Annotated in this window: 16 protein-coding genes and 3 tRNA genes; 5 read left to right on the forward strand and 14 right to left on the reverse strand. The window is 65.3% G+C overall.

Going from position 1 to position 15,748, the window contains the following annotated elements; translation table 11 throughout:
• Positions 1 to 22: 22 nt before the first annotated feature.
• The 9 genes from ABH924_RS07965 to ABH924_RS08005 form a co-directional block, all read right to left on the reverse strand.
• A complete protein-coding gene (locus tag ABH924_RS07965) occupies positions 23 to 361 on the reverse strand; it encodes a hypothetical protein (protein ID WP_404497946.1) in 339 nt (112 codons plus the stop codon).
• Between the two features lie 197 nt (positions 362 to 558).
• Positions 559 to 1,170 carry a hypothetical protein gene (locus ABH924_RS07970; protein ID WP_234752751.1) on the reverse strand — a complete coding sequence of 204 codons (612 nt, stop codon included), beginning with the start codon at positions 1,168 to 1,170 and terminating at the stop codon, positions 559 to 561.
• Positions 1,167 to 1,862, reverse strand: coding sequence for a hypothetical protein (locus tag ABH924_RS07975; RefSeq protein WP_404497947.1), 696 nt, complete (start codon positions 1,860 to 1,862; stop codon positions 1,167 to 1,169). The genes ABH924_RS07970 and ABH924_RS07975 overlap by 4 nt, the downstream gene beginning before the upstream one ends.
• A complete protein-coding gene (locus ABH924_RS07980) occupies positions 1,859 to 2,242 on the reverse strand; it encodes a hypothetical protein (protein ID WP_404497948.1) in 384 nt (127 codons plus the stop codon). The genes ABH924_RS07975 and ABH924_RS07980 overlap by 4 nt, the downstream gene beginning before the upstream one ends.
• Positions 2,239 to 2,430 carry a DUF2273 domain-containing protein gene (locus ABH924_RS07985; RefSeq protein ID WP_059388473.1) on the reverse strand — a complete coding sequence of 64 codons (192 nt, stop codon included), beginning with the start codon at positions 2,428 to 2,430 and terminating at the stop codon, positions 2,239 to 2,241. The genes ABH924_RS07980 and ABH924_RS07985 overlap by 4 nt, the downstream gene beginning before the upstream one ends.
• The gene (locus ABH924_RS07990) at positions 2,427 to 2,900 is read right to left on the reverse strand and encodes an Asp23/Gls24 family envelope stress response protein (protein WP_404497949.1); all 474 of its coding nucleotides are present in this window, start codon (positions 2,898 to 2,900) and stop codon (positions 2,427 to 2,429) included. The genes ABH924_RS07985 and ABH924_RS07990 overlap by 4 nt, the downstream gene beginning before the upstream one ends.
• 300 nt (positions 2,901 to 3,200) lie before the next feature.
• Positions 3,201 to 3,276, reverse strand: a tRNA-Phe gene (locus tag ABH924_RS07995).
• Positions 3,277 to 3,326: 50 nt separating this feature from the next.
• A tRNA-Asp gene (locus ABH924_RS08000) sits at positions 3,327 to 3,400 on the reverse strand.
• Positions 3,401 to 3,484: 84 nt separating this feature from the next.
• Positions 3,485 to 3,557: transfer RNA gene (locus tag ABH924_RS08005), tRNA-Glu, on the reverse strand.
• A 239-nt stretch (positions 3,558 to 3,796) separates the two neighbouring features.
• Here ABH924_RS08005 and ABH924_RS08010 point away from each other — a divergent pair.
• Positions 3,797 to 4,705, forward strand: a complete 909-nt coding sequence (locus ABH924_RS08010) for a DMT family transporter (RefSeq protein ID WP_404497950.1) — start codon at positions 3,797 to 3,799, stop codon at positions 4,703 to 4,705.
• A 45-nt stretch (positions 4,706 to 4,750) separates the two neighbouring features.
• Here ABH924_RS08010 and ABH924_RS08015 read toward each other — a convergent pair whose 3' ends face one another.
• Positions 4,751 to 5,671, reverse strand: coding sequence for a carbohydrate kinase (locus ABH924_RS08015; RefSeq protein ID WP_404497951.1), 921 nt, complete (start codon positions 5,669 to 5,671; stop codon positions 4,751 to 4,753).
• Positions 5,668 to 6,753, reverse strand: coding sequence for a LacI family DNA-binding transcriptional regulator (locus ABH924_RS08020; protein WP_404497952.1), 1,086 nt, complete (start codon positions 6,751 to 6,753; stop codon positions 5,668 to 5,670). The genes ABH924_RS08015 and ABH924_RS08020 overlap by 4 nt, the downstream gene beginning before the upstream one ends.
• Positions 6,754 to 7,070: 317 nt before the next feature.
• Between ABH924_RS08020 and ABH924_RS08025 the strand changes: the two genes are divergently transcribed.
• Positions 7,071 to 7,430 (forward strand): metallopeptidase family protein, encoded by a 360-nt coding sequence (locus ABH924_RS08025; RefSeq protein WP_372460959.1) that lies wholly within the window; start codon positions 7,071 to 7,073, stop codon positions 7,428 to 7,430.
• A gap of 74 nt (positions 7,431 to 7,504) precedes the next feature.
• Here the strand turns inward: ABH924_RS08025 and ABH924_RS08030 are convergent, their stop codons facing one another.
• The gene (locus ABH924_RS08030) at positions 7,505 to 10,258 is read right to left on the reverse strand and encodes a PEP/pyruvate-binding domain-containing protein (protein ID WP_404497953.1); all 2,754 of its coding nucleotides are present in this window, start codon (positions 10,256 to 10,258) and stop codon (positions 7,505 to 7,507) included.
• Positions 10,259 to 10,300: 42 nt separating this feature from the next.
• Positions 10,301 to 11,350: a universal stress protein gene (locus tag ABH924_RS08035; RefSeq protein ID WP_404497954.1), complete on the reverse strand. Its 1,050-nt coding sequence runs from the start codon at positions 11,348 to 11,350 to the stop codon at positions 10,301 to 10,303.
• 399 nt (positions 11,351 to 11,749) lie between these two features.
• On the opposite strand from ABH924_RS08035, the gene ABH924_RS08040 reads away from it, so the two are divergent.
• Positions 11,750 to 12,469, forward strand: coding sequence for an FAD-binding protein (locus ABH924_RS08040; RefSeq protein WP_404497975.1), 720 nt, complete (start codon positions 11,750 to 11,752; stop codon positions 12,467 to 12,469).
• A gap of 20 nt (positions 12,470 to 12,489) precedes the next feature.
• Here ABH924_RS08040 and ABH924_RS08045 read toward each other — a convergent pair whose 3' ends face one another.
• Positions 12,490 to 13,137 carry a copper resistance protein CopC gene (locus ABH924_RS08045; protein ID WP_404497955.1) on the reverse strand — a complete coding sequence of 216 codons (648 nt, stop codon included), beginning with the start codon at positions 13,135 to 13,137 and terminating at the stop codon, positions 12,490 to 12,492.
• Between the two features lie 114 nt (positions 13,138 to 13,251).
• Here ABH924_RS08045 and ABH924_RS08050 point away from each other — a divergent pair, with 114 nt between their 5' ends.
• Together ABH924_RS08050 and hutG are read left to right on the forward strand one after the other, a co-directional pair.
• Positions 13,252 to 14,694 (forward strand): NCS2 family permease, encoded by a 1,443-nt coding sequence (locus ABH924_RS08050; RefSeq protein WP_404497956.1) that lies wholly within the window; start codon positions 13,252 to 13,254, stop codon positions 14,692 to 14,694.
• Between the two features lie 74 nt (positions 14,695 to 14,768).
• Positions 14,769 to 15,734: a formimidoylglutamase gene (hutG, locus tag ABH924_RS08055; protein WP_404497957.1), complete on the forward strand. Its 966-nt coding sequence runs from the start codon at positions 14,769 to 14,771 to the stop codon at positions 15,732 to 15,734.
• The last annotated feature ends 14 nt before the right edge of the window (positions 15,735 to 15,748 follow it).

The raw sequence follows: 15,748 nt of genomic DNA on the forward strand, positions 1-15,748 counted from the left end.
CGCGTAATGACCGGCGTGGAGCCTATTTGCCGCCCTTGAAGAAACCGGCGATCCTGGAGCCGAGGCCCTTGGCGTTCTCAGCCACATCGCCCGCGATTTCCTTGGCGTTCCCGGCAACATCCCCCGCGAGGTCCTTGGCTTTCTCAGCCACGTCACCCGAGAGGAACTCCTTGACGTGCTCCGCGGTATCGCCGGCAAATTCCTTCGCGTTCCCGACCGCCTCGCCGGCAAATTCCTTCGCGTTCCCGACCGCCTCGCCCGCAAATTCCTTCACGTGCTCCGCGGCATCGCCCGCGAGCTGCTTGGCCTGTTCAGCTGCGGCTTCGGCCGTTTGTTTGATGTTGTTGTGTTCTTCGCTCATGGTTTTCTCCTTGTTCCTGGTCCAAGTTTTTTGGTCCATCGGCTTGACTCGGACCCAAGGTCCGGTGCCGGCCGGGCAAGCCCAACCAAAGGGAAGAGTTCCCCCTAACCTTCAAACTATGGCCCCACGGACAGCTCTGCAACGCAAAACGCCCGGGAGGTAACTTAGCTATCCGGTTAACAGGGGTCGGAGTCAGTTCAACGAACGCGCTCGGCCTTGCTGAACCGGGTCCGCGCGCCGGCCCCGATATGAATCAACACGGGAGTCCTGCGTCCCACCACCACGTCCAGCGCCTCCACCAGCCGGGAGACGTCCGCGGCCAGCAGGTGCGGGGAAACGCCTTGACGGGGCTGGACCCTGACCCGGAGCCCGGGACGACCGTTGACCTCGTAGGTCGCCACCGTTACGCCCGCGAGATCCGTACGTTCGGCGAGGGCCGCCTTGAGCGCCTGCTCGGCAAGGTTCCCGCCGATGTTGACGTCGCCAGGCGTCCGGGCGTCGTCGTACTCCGACACAATGAGGTTGGCGCGGCCTTTGCCCTGCTGCGACACCCAGGACACCATGAGCACGATCAGCACAACAAGCACCGCAGCGGCTGCAACCCAGAGCCAGCTTTCCTCCCGACCTGGAATGCGGGTCTGCTCAGAGAGGTACTTGGCGTGTTCCCAGAGGCCGGCAGACCAGCTTTGCCACCAACTTCCCACGGCGGGAACGGTGGCGAGCAGGACCAGAAGAATGCCGATGGCCAGCAGCTTCAGGCCAAGGATGCCGATCAGGATGCGGTTAAGGACGTGCGGAGTGCCGTTCATGCCCCGATCACCCCGGACGTAGCGACATTGACGCGGACTGAAGGCATGGGCGAAGGGGCCATCCTTTGAAGTTCGTCCTCGACGGCGGCAAGGATCCGTTCCTCGTGCAAGGGCACGCCCGAGGTAGGCCGGACGTTGACCACAACCAACCTTTGCGAGACCACCACCATGACTTGCTCGTGGGTGACGTTCGCTGCTGTCCGGGCGGCTCTGGCAAGTGCCGAAGCAATGACTTCGTCGTCCACCACTACTCCGGCCCGGGGATCCTCAAGCAAGTGCCGGGACTTTCTGCCGGGCAGGACCGCGTTCAAGAAGAAAATCAGGCCCACCATTGCCACGACGCCGCCGAGGGCACCGAGCAGCAAGGGCGAAATACCTGAGGGCAGCGCCGTGAGCCGTTCGGCAGCCGTTTGCGGATCGATGAGCCACGGTGGTTGGCCAATGGCGCGCAAAGCCGATTCGAGGAGGGCGTAGACACAGGCCGCGATCACAAGGGCCGCGGCCAGCCCCGCCATTCCCGCACGGGAGGAATGGGTCTCACGCTTCAGGATGCGCTGGAGCCCGACGTCGATCCGGTCGCCGATGTCCGAGGTCCCCGGCGTCTGGATGACTGGGGCCCCGCCGTCGGCTGTCTGCGCGTCCGCAGGGTCCGGGTGGCTGCGCCGGGCGTGCGGGGTCTGGGCGTGGCTCATTGGACGCGAGCTCCTTCGCTGATGCGTGCGCCGCTGATCCGGATATCCACGCGGCTCAAGGTGGAACCGCTGAGCTGGGTGACTCGCTCAAGGATGACCGTCTTGGCAGCGACGGCCCGGTCCCAAACCGTCCCACCGTATCCCTCTACCCGCAGCGGGTCTCTGAGGACTTCCGTCAGCGAGGGCACCCGGATCGGGGCGGCAATCGAGAGTGCCAGCAGTCCGTCGTCGTCCGACCATTCGGCGCGAACATCCTGCGCCGAGACACCGAGCGCTTCCGCGGCGGCCGCCTGGGCCAAAGTGGTGAGGGCCTGGGTGCTGATTCGGTTGTGGCCAGCCAGGGAGACGGCGGGCTGCACAGCCTCAGCCGTGGAACTCATGACGACGAGCGGCGGCCGGTGAGGGCATCCAGCACGCTGCGCAGGTCAAGCTTTCCGTCCGCGGCGCGGCCCAGAAGTGCGCCGATGCCCATGAAGAGAAGGGCGATGATGAAACCCCACAGCCCGAATTGGAAGGCCATGAACGCCACGAAAGCGCCGATCCCGATTCCGACAACGGTCAAGTTCACTGGAGTGGCTCCCTTTCCGATAATGCGCCTCTTGTTCCGGCTTTGATGGGCGGAGCAACGTAGACGTCGTTGATCTCAACGTTGACCTCGATGACTTCCAGCCCCACCAACGATTCGACCGCCTGATAGACGGCCGCGCGGACCTGGTTGGCGACATCATGCAAAGGGTATCCATAGACAGCCACAAGATTGAGGTCCACGGCCACTTGGGTTTCTCCGACCTCGGCGCGGACACCCGCAGCATGGTCCTGGCTGCCGACGGCATCGCGGATGGCTCCGAGGGCGCGCGAAGGAGCCGAGCCTAGGGAATAGACGCCTGGAACAGCCCTGGCGGCGATGCCAGCAACCTTGGCGACAGCGGAATCCGAGATCACTGTGCGGCCACTTCCCGCCACCGTTTGACGGTCCTCGGACACCGGAGCCCCAACGGCTTCCGGTTCAGGCGCGGTGTAGCTTTCCTGCTGGTCCATTTAGCCCTCCCCTTCTCTTGAGTACCACCCTAGCGCTTGGCCAAGTCAAGGCGGAGACAAGCCGGCCGTGGCCGTCGGATTCTGCTGGATCATCCCGGTCGCATAGCTTGCCGGCCACGTGATTCCAGGGGGATGGGGTTTGTCCATTCGAATGATTGAGCAGAATCCGTCGCGCACGCTCGAAAATGGCACGCGTGCACGGAAATGTTCGCCTTTTAGGCAGAAACCGAATAACCCCAGGCTTTTCCCTGCAGGTTAAAAGAAGAAAAGCGCCAGTTCCGAAGAACTGACGCTTCCCAGTGGTGGCTCCGACCGGCGTCGATCCGGTGACCTTTCGATTTTCAGTCGAACGCTCTACCAACTGAGCTACAGAGCCTTAGGTGACAATGTCACCATGATTGCCGGAATTCCTTCCGGCAATCAGAGCGACCCTGACGGGACTTGAACCCGCGACCTCCGCCGTGACAGGGCGGCGCGCTAACCAACTGCGCTACAGGGCCTTGCTTGTTTGCAGTATCTCTACCGCTTTTTTCAAGGCTTCCAGCCTACCAGACTTTTCAGTCCGAACTGACCAGTTCCTTGCGTACCCCCAACGGGATTCGAACCCGTGCCGCCGCCGTGAAAGGGCGGTGTCCTAGGCCGCTAGACGATGGGGGCCTGGAACAATCCGAATTCGCGACGGTCAACAACGCTATGCGTTTACCGCTTCTCGCTCGTCCGAACTGGACTCTAAAACTTTAGAGCATAGTCGGGGATATTCCCAAATCGCGCCCCGCGAAACGCAAACCGGCCTCAAACCACCGTTCAAATCCGCTCCGTCAGAGTTGGCGGTTTCTTGTTGAAAGACGTCCGAATTCCGCCAGTCCGTCCGACCCGTCCCGGGCTAGATTGGCATCATGGCCACAAGCACCCCAATCTCTCCGGCGAACACCACCTCCCGGACCATCAGTAAGCTCGGCATCGCCGCCGTCATCGTCACCGTTGTCCTCTGGGCATCCGCCTTCGTGGGCATCCGGGCCGTGGGACCCAGCTTCTCCCCCGGCTCCTTGACGCTCGGACGGCTGGTGGTTGCCGCCGTCGCGCTCGGTATTGTCGCCCTGCCCAGGCTCAAGCGCTGGCCCAAAGGCCGGGAATGGCTGCCCATCCTGGCCTACGGTGTCATGTGGTTCGCGGGTTACAACCTCGCCCTGAACGCCGCCGAGCACATGCTCGACGCCGGAACCAGTGCCATGCTCATCAACGTCTCGCCGATCCTCATCGCCGTGCTCGCCGGCGTCATCCTGAAAGAAGGCTTTCCGCGCTGGCTGGTCATCGGTAGCCTCGTGGCGTTCGGCGGTGTTGCACTGATCGCGCTCGGTTCGGGACAGCGCTCGACGGCGGACGTCGCCGGAGTGCTGTTGTGCCTCCTTGCCGCTGTGCTCGCCGCGGTGAGCGTGATTGTCCAGAAGCCCGTGTTGCGGAAGTTCTCCGCGGCTCAGGCCACCTGGTTTGGCATCATGGTGGGCGCCGTGTGCTGTCTGCCGTGGGCCGGCCAACTGGTGGCCGAAGTGCAGGCCGCACCCCTTCCGGCCACTCTCGGCTTGGTGTATCTCGGGATCTTCCCGACAGCCATCGCTTTCACCACGTGGGCCTACGCGCTGTCCCTCATTGAGGCCGGGAAACTCGCCGCCACGACGTACCTCGTTCCGGGGGCCACGATTCTGATTTCCTGGGCTGTGCTCAAGGAAATCCCCACCATCTGGGGCCTCGTGGGCGGCGTCATCTGCCTCGTGGGCGTCGGGTTGACGCGGCGCCGCTCCCGCTAGGATCACGTCCCGCTAGCGAGGCACCGCCGTCGACCACCGCCGCAGCTACCTCGCCATTCCGGCGAGAAGCTCGCGGTGCGTGGGCGGGTTGGCTCCCGGACGCCCCACGGTAATGGCTGCGGCCATGGAGGCGGTCTGCCCGATGCGTTCGAGAACCGTGGGCGCAAGCCCTTGGCTGCCGCGCAGCAGCAGCCCGAGGATCAGTGCCGACATGTAGGAATCGCCGGCGCCGATGGTGTCCGCAACCACCGATGTCACCGCGGGAACCGTCAGCTGGGTGTGCGGCGTCGCCATGAGGGAACCCTGGGCGCCCCGCGTGACGACGGCCAGGCCTGCACCGAGGCCCAGGATGTGCCTGGCAGTCTCTTCCAAGGACTTGCCGGGGTAGAGCCAGAACGCGTCGTCGTCGCTGAGCTTCACGACGCTGGTCAGCGGTACGAGCTCCTCGAAAATGCGGAGCGCCTCGCTGTGGCTGCCCAGGAGGTCGGTGCGTATGTTGGGGTCGTACGTGACGATGCATCCGCCCTGGGCCTGCTCCAGGAGGGTCCTGACGACGGCGGCGCCGGGCTCGAGGAACGTGGCGATCGAGCCCGTGTGGAGCACCTTCGGGGCGTAAGGGAGTGCGGCAGGAGCCAGCGTCCATTCGATGTCGAAGGTGTACTCGGCCGAACCGTCCGCGGCGATCTCCGCCGTCGCCGTCGCAGTCTTCGCAAGCGATTGCGAGCCCGGCAGCACAACCACACCGGCGCTTGCCAGGTGCGCCGCGATGGACTCGCCCCGGGAATCACGCCCGACGGCGGTCAGCAGCCCGGCCTTCACATCGAGCCGCCCAAGGCCGTAGGCGACGTTCGCAGGCGAGCCGCCGGGGTATTCGGTCTGCCCTCCGGGCGAGTTCACGATGTCGATGAGGGCTTCGCCGACCACGACGACGTCGAGCGGCTCGGACGCAAGGGGCGAGTGGTTCATGCGTTTCCTGTTCCTTGGTTGGGGAGTTTCAGTGGCTGGTGGTTGGTTTTCAGTGGCGCCGCCACGGAATGGCGTTCGACGAGGGGACATTCAAAGTATTCGGTACTGCCGTCACGTTCCGCGCCGGCCAGCAGTAGTTCGATGGCGCGCCGGCCCATCTCAAGGAAGGGCAGTTCCAGCGTGGTCAGTCCGGGCCGCAAGTGCGGGGCGAGCGTTTCCTGGTTGTCGAAACCCACCAGCGACACATCGTGCGGGATGGACAGTCCGAGCTGGGCAAGCGCTTGGTAGGTACCCCAGGCGGTGCGGTCGTTGGCGCAGAAGATGGCGGTGGGTGGCTGCGGGCCGGTCATGAGTGCCAGGGCATTGCCGAAACCGCCCGACTCATGCCCGTCGCCGATCCGGTGGAGCCCGGGATCGGGGTGGAGGCCGGCCTCCTTGAGGGCCCGGAGATAGCCCGCATAGCGCCCGACGGCGGCTGGAAGCTCACCGTCCACCGCAGCGATGTTGATCATCGCGATACGCCGGTGGCCTGCGTCCAGCAGGCGTTTGGTGGCGGTGTAGCCACCCAGCTCCTCTTGGGGAGCGATGCTCGGAAAGCGCCCGGAACGGTCGCGCGAATTGAGCACGACGGCGGGCACCTCCGCCAGGACATCCGGCACGTCAAGGATCCGGTGGTACATGGCGGCGTAGACCACTCCTGCCACCTTGTAGGACAGCATGGTCTCCAGCGAAGCGGCTTCGAGGGCCTTGTCCCCGCCCGTGTTGGCGGTCAGGAGGAGCAGCCCGGCCTCCCAAGCCCGGGCTTGGGCGCCCTCGATGATCTTGCCGGCGAATGGCGCCGTGGCCACGAAGTCGCCGACGAAGCCGATCATGCCAGCCACGCCGTCGCGGAGCACTTTGGCGTGGGCGTTGGTCCGGTACCCCAGTTCGTGCGCGGCAGCATGGACCCTGCGCCGGGTTTCTTGCGAGAACCTGGTTCCTGCGGCGTCGTTGAGCACCAGGGAGACCGTGGCCTGGGAAACACCGGCAGCGGCAGCGACGTCGTTCATCGTCGTGCCGGAGCGGCTGCCGGGTCGGGTCATGGGCTGGCCTGTCTGTTGGGCGCACTGGGTGCGCTAGGTGCACTTGTCGCAGGATCCGCACGACTGGCTTGGCTTAACCTGGGGCTGGGTTATACGAATTACCGGCCCGGAAAACTGTAGCTGTCATCACATCCGGCGTCAACGACCGGGCCGCGGACTAGAGTCAGAACATGCCCGCGAATTTACCTCCCGGCCTGCCGATCGTTCCCGACGGTGATTCCCCTGGCGGCCAGCGCATTTCCTCCCGACTCCCTGGTACCAGCAGTGGGGTTGGCACTGGCGCCGCGGCCGCGCAGTTCAACACCGTTCCATTCGAGATGTCGCCGGAAGACTTCGAGGCGGCCGTCAGCGATGCCTTGCTCCTGATACCGGACAAAGCAGCCCGGGCCATGGACAACGTGGCTATCTTCATCGAGGACGACTACATCCCGCAGCCTGGAGACGAGCCGGACACCGTGCTCCTGGGCCTGTATGAGGGGGTGCCGCTGACGGAACGGGACTCTTGGTGGGATGCCGGTTCCCTCCCTGACAGGATCACCATATTCCGGCAGCCGATCCTGGATATCTGCGGATCCCGCCAGGAGGTAATCGACGAGGTGGCCATCACCGTGATCCATGAGATCGCCCACCACTTCGGCATCGGCGACGACCGCTTGCACGAGCTCGGCTGGGGATAGGCGCCGGGGATCGTGGGTGCCGGCCGCACGCTGCGTTCCGGAACGCAGCTCCCGGACCACACCCACGGTTTCGGCTAGATAGCCACCGTCCCCGCGGCGCCATCCACTGTGATCGTATGGCCTGAACTGATCCGGGACGTGGCATCCGGGACGCCCACGATCGCCGGAATCCCGTACTCACGGGCCACGACGGCGCCATGTGAGTTGGGCCCGCCCATCTCCATCACGAGTCCCCCGGCGGTCAGGAAGAGGGGCGTCCAGCCGGGATCCGTGGAGGGCGCCACCAGGATTTCTCCGGGTTCGAGATGCGCGCCCACCGGATCCATGATCACCCTGGCCACTGCCGTCACCGTTCCCGCCGAAGCCGGGGTCCCCAGCAGCATGCCGTCCGGCAGTGCGCCGCCCGACGCGGGTCGTCCATTCCCGCTGTTCAGGAAACCGGCGGGCAGGGCTTCCGGCTCGGTGCCGTCGGAGAGCAGTACGCGTGGCACGTGCCGGCGCTTGAGTTCAAGCTCGTAGGCCTCGCGCCGCTGGGCCACCAGATCGTGGAGATCCTTGCCGTCCAAGCCGTGGCGGGCGTCCTTGAAATCCAGGAAGAAGACGTCGCCGGCGTCATCGATGACTCCCGCTTCCGCCAAGGTCTCCCCCACTTCCGAAAGCTGGGCGCGGACCGCGGCGAAGCCACGCACGAGGTGGTACTTCGGAAGCTCACGGAGTCCCGCAAACATGCGTGTCCGCTCAAGGGCCATTTTCACGATCCTCGCGTGCAACGGACTCTTGGACCGCGCACGGGCCACCAGTACGGCGAGCTGTTCCTCGGCGTCGTGGGCAGCTTTTTCGAACTGTTTGTCCGGCGCCAGTCGGGGATCGTCGAGGCGAAGGTAGTTGACCAGGACTCCGATGATGTGGGTGGGGTCGTCGGACCAGCGGGGCATGCCCAGGTCGATTTCCGCGATGGCCCGGTGGCCGTAGTCGCGCAGGAACGAGGCCAACCCCGCCTGCGCGACTGCGGGCAGGCCGCCGTCGCGGTAGCTCTCCGCGAGGACAGCGGGCTCGCCGCCGGTAAAGGCCTCCGCGGAAGCGGGATCTTCGCGGATGCTGGTTGAGAGCCGCCACAGAGCAAGGTCCATTTCAGTGGTGACGTTGTTGGGCAGGCCGCGGATGATGGTTTGGAGCTCGCCCCAGGAGGCCTGTTCGCCAAGTATTTTCCGGACCAACCCGATCATCCCGAAGCCGAGCGCTACCGGTGGCAGGATATTGGGCAGTATGGGGAACAATCCCTCGCGAAGTATCCGCTCGGCGTGGTCCAGCTTTTCGCGGGGAGTGGCATCGGCGGGGACTTCATGCGTGGCCTTCAGTTTCTCGCCTAGCCGTTCCACGTTTTCAAGGGCAACGTCCGGCCGATAGAGGGCGCGCAGCAGGATCTCCGGAAGGCGGAAGCGGAGCACGATCGGGGCAACGTGCCTGAGCAGTTTGAAGGGCGTCTTGCTGGTGACGGCGAAACGCGGGTCCTCGAACAGGCCGCGCACAATGGCCGCCGAACGTGCTTCCATGACGTCGAAGATCCTGGGCACGATGGCGCGTCCGGCCTTGCTTCGGAACATCGAAGTGAGGTCAAAATAGATCCGTTGCCCGGCCTCGTAGTAGGGCGAAGGCCCGTCGCGCGGTTCGGGAACCCGGAATCCCGCCGCTTCGGCTACCGAGGACCCCATGAGCCTGATGCCCGCGAGGCCCATGGGAGTCAGGGGACGGGTGAGTCCTTGGGCGAGGCTGAAGCAAAGGTACGCGTGCGGACCGGGGACCGCGGGTTGGCGGGTCATTTGCGGGTAGAGCGTGGTGATGGGGCGGGCTTGGGTGAGCCACAGTTTGCCGTCGCCATCGATGGCCCATTCGGTGTCCTGCGGTGCTCCGTAATGGTCCTCGACGCGCTGGCCGAGGACAGCGAGCGCCCTGATCTGGGAGTCGGCAAGGCAGGCATCCCCGGCCGCTCCGTCTTCTGCCTGCGCCGCCGCGTCGAGCCTTTCGGTTCCGCCGCCGGGAATGGAGCGAATCACCAGCTTCCGGTCGCCGATCCGTCGCTCCGTGATCCTCCCGGTGAGGGAATCCACCACAAAGTGGTCCGGATTCACGGCGCCGGATACCACGGCCTCACCGAGCCCGGGATTGGCGTCGATGACCGCCTCGCGGCGCCGCCCGGTCACCGGATTGGCGGTGAACAACACTCCTGCGGTCTCAGCATCCACCATCCGTTGGACGACGACGGCGAGCGTCACCGTGGCGTGGTCGATCCCGTTGCTTGCCCGGTAGCTGACCGCTCGGTCGGTCCACAGGGAGGCCCAGCACTTCAGGACGGCCTGCTGCACGGCGTCGGCCCCCAGGACGTTCAGGTAGGTGTCCTGCTGGCCGGCGAAACTCGCAAAGGGCAGGTCCTCGGCGGTGGCAGAGGACCTGACGGCCACCGGGACTTCCGGGCCCAGCGCGGAGTAGGCCGAGCGAACGGCGTCTTCGATGTCTGCAGGGATGCCGGCGTCGAGCACCGCTTCCCTGGCGCGGGCCGCGAGGGAAGCGATGCCCTTAAGGTCGCCGGGTTCCACGGCCTCAAGGCCATGGAGAATGTCCGCGAGCGCCGACTCGGGGCTTCCATCGGGCTGCAGCGCGCGCCGATAAGCCTCGGTGGTCAGGCAAAACCCGGGCGGGACCGGAAGTCCCGCCCAGATCAGTTCGCCGAGGTTGGCCGCCTTGCCGCCGACCTCTGGAAGCATGGTTGCCCGGATCCGGCGCAGCTCGACGATCAAGCGCGATGCGTCCCCGGGCTGTGCGTGCTCCACCGTTGCCGTCCGCCTGCGTCCACCAGTCCTTGGGTTTGCCTGTTAGGCGGCGAGCATCGGACCGAAGTTGACGCGGTCCGCCAGCCTGGGATCCTCGCGGTCGGGAACAACCAGCACGGGCCCTTTGGCATGGTGCAGGACGCCATCCGACGTCGATCCGAGGAGCATTCCTGCGAAGCCTCCCCGCCCACGCGTGCCCAGCACCACGAGTTCGACGCTGCGGCTCACTTCCACGAGAACTTCCACGGGCGAACCATCAAGCAGTTGCGTTTCCGCTGGAAGCTTGGGGAAGTGGCTCTTGAGCCACGCTAGGCCTGCGTCGAGCTGAACCCTGATGTCCTTGAAGAGTGCCTCCCGGTCCAGTGGTGCCGGAACCCACGCCAGGGAACCGCTGTACTCGGGTACGGCGCAGATGACGCGCAGCTTGGCGCCCATGCGTTGGGCCTGCTCTGCGGCTTCCAGGACGGCAACGCGGGCCTGTTCAGAGCCGTCCACGCCGACTGCGACCACGTTCTCGATCACGCGGGAGCCAACCTTCGCGCGCTCGGCCTTGATGTGCTTGTCCTCTGTGGTTTCACCCAATCGGTCCGCGCAGAAGAGCGGGACTGTCACGGTGGGGCACTTGGAGTGCGCCGGCAGGGCACTGCTCACGGAGCCCAGGAGCCTGCCTACGAACCCGCCGCGTCCCCGGGTGCCGAAGACCAGGAGCTCGGCCGTTTCGGACAGATCGAGCAGCACGCCGGAGGCATCTCCGTTCTCCACCGATCCATCGACGTCGATGGCGTAGCCGGAGACCTTCTCAAGGGCCTGCTTGACGATTGCCTCGGCGCCGTCCCGGATAACGGAGTCATCCACTGTTGCGTAGCCGCCGTCCAGGCCGGAAGCCGCGAAGATGGGCACGGAGTAGGCCGTGACTACATGCAGGGGAAGCTGCCTGCGTTCGGCCTCGCGGGCGGCCCAAATGAGGGCGCATTGGCCGTGTTCGCTGCCGTCAACGCCCACCACAATTCCGCCGGGGGCAATGGATGGTTCCTCTGCGTTGCCTTCGGTCTCTGGTCGATGGCTCTCAGAGTGTTTGCCGTGCTGGTCCATGGGGCCTGCCTCCTCGCACTGCTGGCTGATGTTGCGGCTATTCTGCCAGAGGCCGCGCCCACAACGTGTTTCTCGCTTGACTGCCGTGAGTTGCGGTCTCCAATGCTCACTATTCTCGTTTGCAAGGGCCGAATCAAGCCGGAAGAAGCGTATGTGGAAACCCGCCGGAGGGCGTGGAAATCTGCCGAATCGGGGCGCGAAAAACGCATCGGCGGACATGCCGGTCCCGGGGCTATCCACCACGCGATTTCTTCTGTAATGTTCGAGGCACTGGTGACCGGGGATCGTGTTTTTCAACACATCAACGGCCATCATTCGCGACCGCTTTGGGGACTCGGACGCCACCCCGGTGTTGCCTTCGGCAACGCACCTTCAAAGAGGAGCCAAGCTGTGTCAACCATGCCTACTGCGAGTACGGAACGCACCACCACCGTGGTCATCGGTGCCGGCATGCCCGGCCTGGCCGTGGCCAGCGAACTCAGCCGTTACGGCGTAGACGCGATCGTGGTGGACGGAATGTATGTCCCCGCCCCTTTGCAGCCGCTCAATACCGGCATCCTGCAGCGCTGTGACGCCGCGGACGCCGCGTGCCTCCAGGAGCGCAGCGAAATCCTGCGGCACCTGCGCAATTACGCAGCCAGTCACGGCCTCGATGTGCGGAGCACCACACGGGCCGTCCGCCTTGATCGCCTGGACGAAGCTGCCGTGGGGACCGTGATTTCCGGATCGGTGGTTTCCGGCTCCGAGCTTTCCAACCCAGTCGGACCAGATCTGGCCTCGCCGGGCTTGGCATCCTCGGGGGTGGCCTCGTACCAGTGGGCCGTCCACACCGCCAACGGAGTTCTCTTGGCCGACCACGTCGTTGTCACCCGCTGTGGACAGAGCCAGCTGCGGCGGATGCTTGCTGAGCTCGGCATCTCGATCGGCCAGAACCTCGTCGCAGCCATGCGCGCGATTGGAATGTACCTGGTTGGCGTCGGCGAACTTGCCACGCCCACCCCGAAGGAAGTCCTGTGCCAAGCCAAGGTGGTGGGCCAGGCGATTTCCGCCAAGGTCTACCCGGACAGCGTCCATGGTGCCCTCACCGGCACCTTTGCGGCAGTTCCTGCCTCGGCCTAGAACCAGTATGGACGGACTTCCTATGAGTCCTCGGGGTCCTCGTCATCCCCGGAACCGTCAGAGTCCCCGGAATCCCCGCCTGCCAGCCGGCGTCGTGCGGTGACACCCAGGAAGACCAGCAGGCCCGCGGCCACCACCGCGAAGACCACAATGCTCCAGGGGAACGGTTGGGATGCGTCGGGCACCTTCTCCGGCGTCGCGGTCGAACCCGGCGCGGCGGTGCCGGCGGTGGGCACCTCCACCGAAGGTGCGGTGCTCGCGGAGCCGCTGCCCGCCGTCGTACTTCCTGCTTTCGCGGTGAACGTGAAGGTGCCTTCGATGGGGTGCGAATCCGAACTGACAACTCGCCAGATGACGGTGAAAGCGCCGGCAGGCGCGCCAGGCCTCAGCTTCTGCGACACCACCGCATCCACAATCTCCACGGAACCATCTGCCCAGTTCTGGCCTGAGGCGTCGTTCACCCGGATCTGTGAGCCGAGCAGGAGCGGCCGGTTGTTGAACGTGATGGACACGGAGTCCGGGACGCTGGCAACGGTTGAGCCGTTGGCCGGTGACGTTGACTCGGCGACGTCGTGCGCGAAGGCGGGTGCCGCTGAGAACAGGGCGGCAGAGAAAAGAACCGCTGTGAAAGCGACGACGACGGCCAGCAGCTGGCGGATAGGGCGCATGAGCGAATGACTCCCTTGGGGTTGGATTCCTTACAGACTAGGCGAATTCGCGGGAGGGCCTAAGCCGCGGGCATAGGATTTGAGAGCACACTTCCCCGATCCCCGGAGACTTCCATGCTCAAGCAGGGCTCAGCCATCGACCGATACTTCAAGATTTCGGAACGCGGATCCAACTACTCGCGAGAAATCCGAGGCGGCTTCGCGACCTTCTTTGCGATGAGCTACATCGTGGTCCTCAATCCTTTGATCCTTTCCGGGGCGGACTCGAGTGGCGCTTCCCTTGGCTTCGCCGCCGTCGCCGCCACCACGGCCTTCGTAGCCGGCATCCTGACGATCCTCATGGGAGCCTGGGCCAAGCACCCCTTCGCAGTGGCTACCGGGCTGGGCGTCAACGCCTTCGTGGCAGTCACGATTGCGTCGCACCCCGGCCTGACGTGGCCGGACATGATGGGCCTGGTGATGCTCTCGGGCCTGACCATGCTGATCCTGGTGCTCACGGGTTTCCGGACCGCGGTTTTCAAAGCCGTACCTGAGGCACTGAAGACCGCGATCGTGGTGGGCATCGGCCTCTTCATCGCGCTGATCGGCCTGGTCAACGCCGGCTTCGTGCGCCGCATCCCGGACGCCGCCGGCACCACGGTCCCGCTGGGCCTGGGCGTCGACGGGAAGCTGCTTGGCTGGCCCACCCTGGTGTTCGTTGTAGGCCTGGTCCTGACCATCGCCTTGGTGGTCCGCAAAGTACGTGGCGCCATCCTGATCGGCATCATCGTCTCGACGGCCCTCGCGGCCATCCTTGAATTCACCCTGCACATCGGCCCGAGTTTCGACGGCAAGACCTACAATCCCCGTGGCTGGTCCCTGGTTGCGCCCAAGTTCACCGAGTGGGCCGCACCGGACTTGTCCCTCATCGGCAAGGCGAACCCCCTCGGCGCGTTCCAGCACCTTGGCATCATCGCCGCCACGCTGTTGGCATTCGTGATCCTGCTCAGCATCTTCTTCGACGCCATGGGCACCATGGTGGGCCTGGCCAGGGAAGCAGGAAACATCGACAAGCACGGAAACATCCCCAACGTGGACCGCGTCCTGCAAGTGGACGCGCTCGGTGCGATCATCGGTGGCGGCTCGTCCGTGTCCTCCAACCAGATCTTCGTGGAATCCGGCGCCGGCATCGGCGAAGGCGCCCGCACCGGCCTCGCGTCGATCGTGACCGGCCTGCTGTTCCTGGTAGCCATGTTCTTCACCCCGCTCATCAACCTGGTCCCGTTCGAAGCCGTCGCCCCTGCCCTGGTGGTGGTGGGTTTCATGATGGTGTCCCAGGTGGGCAAGATCCACTGGCAGGACTGGGGTGTCGGCATTCCCGCATTCCTGACCTTGTCCCTCATGCCGTTCACCTACTCGATCGCCAACGGCCTGGGCGCCGGGTTCATTTCCTTCGCACTCATCCGCACCTTCCAGGGCCGGGCCCGCGAAGTCCATCCGCTCATGTGGGCCGTGGCCGCAGCATTCCTGCTGTTCTTCGGGATCGGTCCCGTCGAGGAAATCCTGGGCGTGAAGTAGGCCTTTCCGGAATACCGGACACCCTCCGCCTGCGAGCGGTGTTTTTCGCTGCCGTCATGCGCTGAGCTTGAATCATGGAGATTTCCCCCGCTGTTGCCGATGTCCGCCCGACGCCGTGGACCGGCCGCTTCGACGGCGACGGCGACGAGCACCGCCGCTGGTGGCAGGCAGTGGCGCCCCATTCTCCCGAGGTAGCCGCCCCCGGCGGGACGGAAGCGGGCTCACGGCCCGCCGTCGTCGTTGGCTTCCGCAGTGATGAAGGCGTGCGGCGCAACAAGGGCCGTATTGGCGCGGCGGCCTCGCCGGAGGCTATCCGCAAAGCTTTGGGCCCGATGGCTTTCCATCTGGACCGCGACGTGTTCGACGCCGGGGACGTCGTTGTGGAGGACGGCTCGCTGGAGGCGGGGCAGGATCGCGCGGGCCGCGTGATTTCGGACTTGCTCGACGCCGGCAAACTCACGGTGCTGCTCGGCGGCGGCCATGAAACTGCTTTCGCCAGCTACCTGGGCGTGGCTGGCTCGGAGGCTGTGGCAAGCGGCAAGCGCCTCGGCGTCCTGAACCTGGACGCGCACTTCGACCTGCGGGACGAGCCGGTGCCGAGCTCGGGCACGCCGTTCCTGCAGATGGCTCGAGCGGAAGCCGCCGAGGGCCGCGAACTGAACTACGCCGTCGTCGGAATCTCCGAGCCCAACAACACGCGCACCCTGTTCGACACGGCGGACCGCCTTGGCGTGAAGTACCTGCTGGATGAGGACTGCTCCCCGGAGGCCGTGCAGGAGTTCGTGGCACGGTTCCTGGACACCGTGGACATGCTCTACCTGACGATTGACCTGGACGTGCTGCCGGCGTCGGTTGCTCCCGGCGTGAGTGCTCCCGCGGCGTATGGCGTGCCGATGCCCGTCATCAGCGCGGTGTGCAAGCAACTTGCCGCGAGCGGAAAGCTCCTGCACCTGGACGTTGCCGAGCTCAACCCCGAGTTCGATATCGACTCGCGGACCGCCAAGGTGGCCGCGCGCTTGGTGAACACGCTGCTGGGGTAGGCGTTCCCCAACCC

The sequence above is a fragment of the Arthrobacter sp. GAS37 genome (assembly GCF_044908325.1).
GTDB classification, from domain to species: domain Bacteria; phylum Actinomycetota; class Actinomycetes; order Actinomycetales; family Micrococcaceae; genus Arthrobacter; species Arthrobacter ramosus.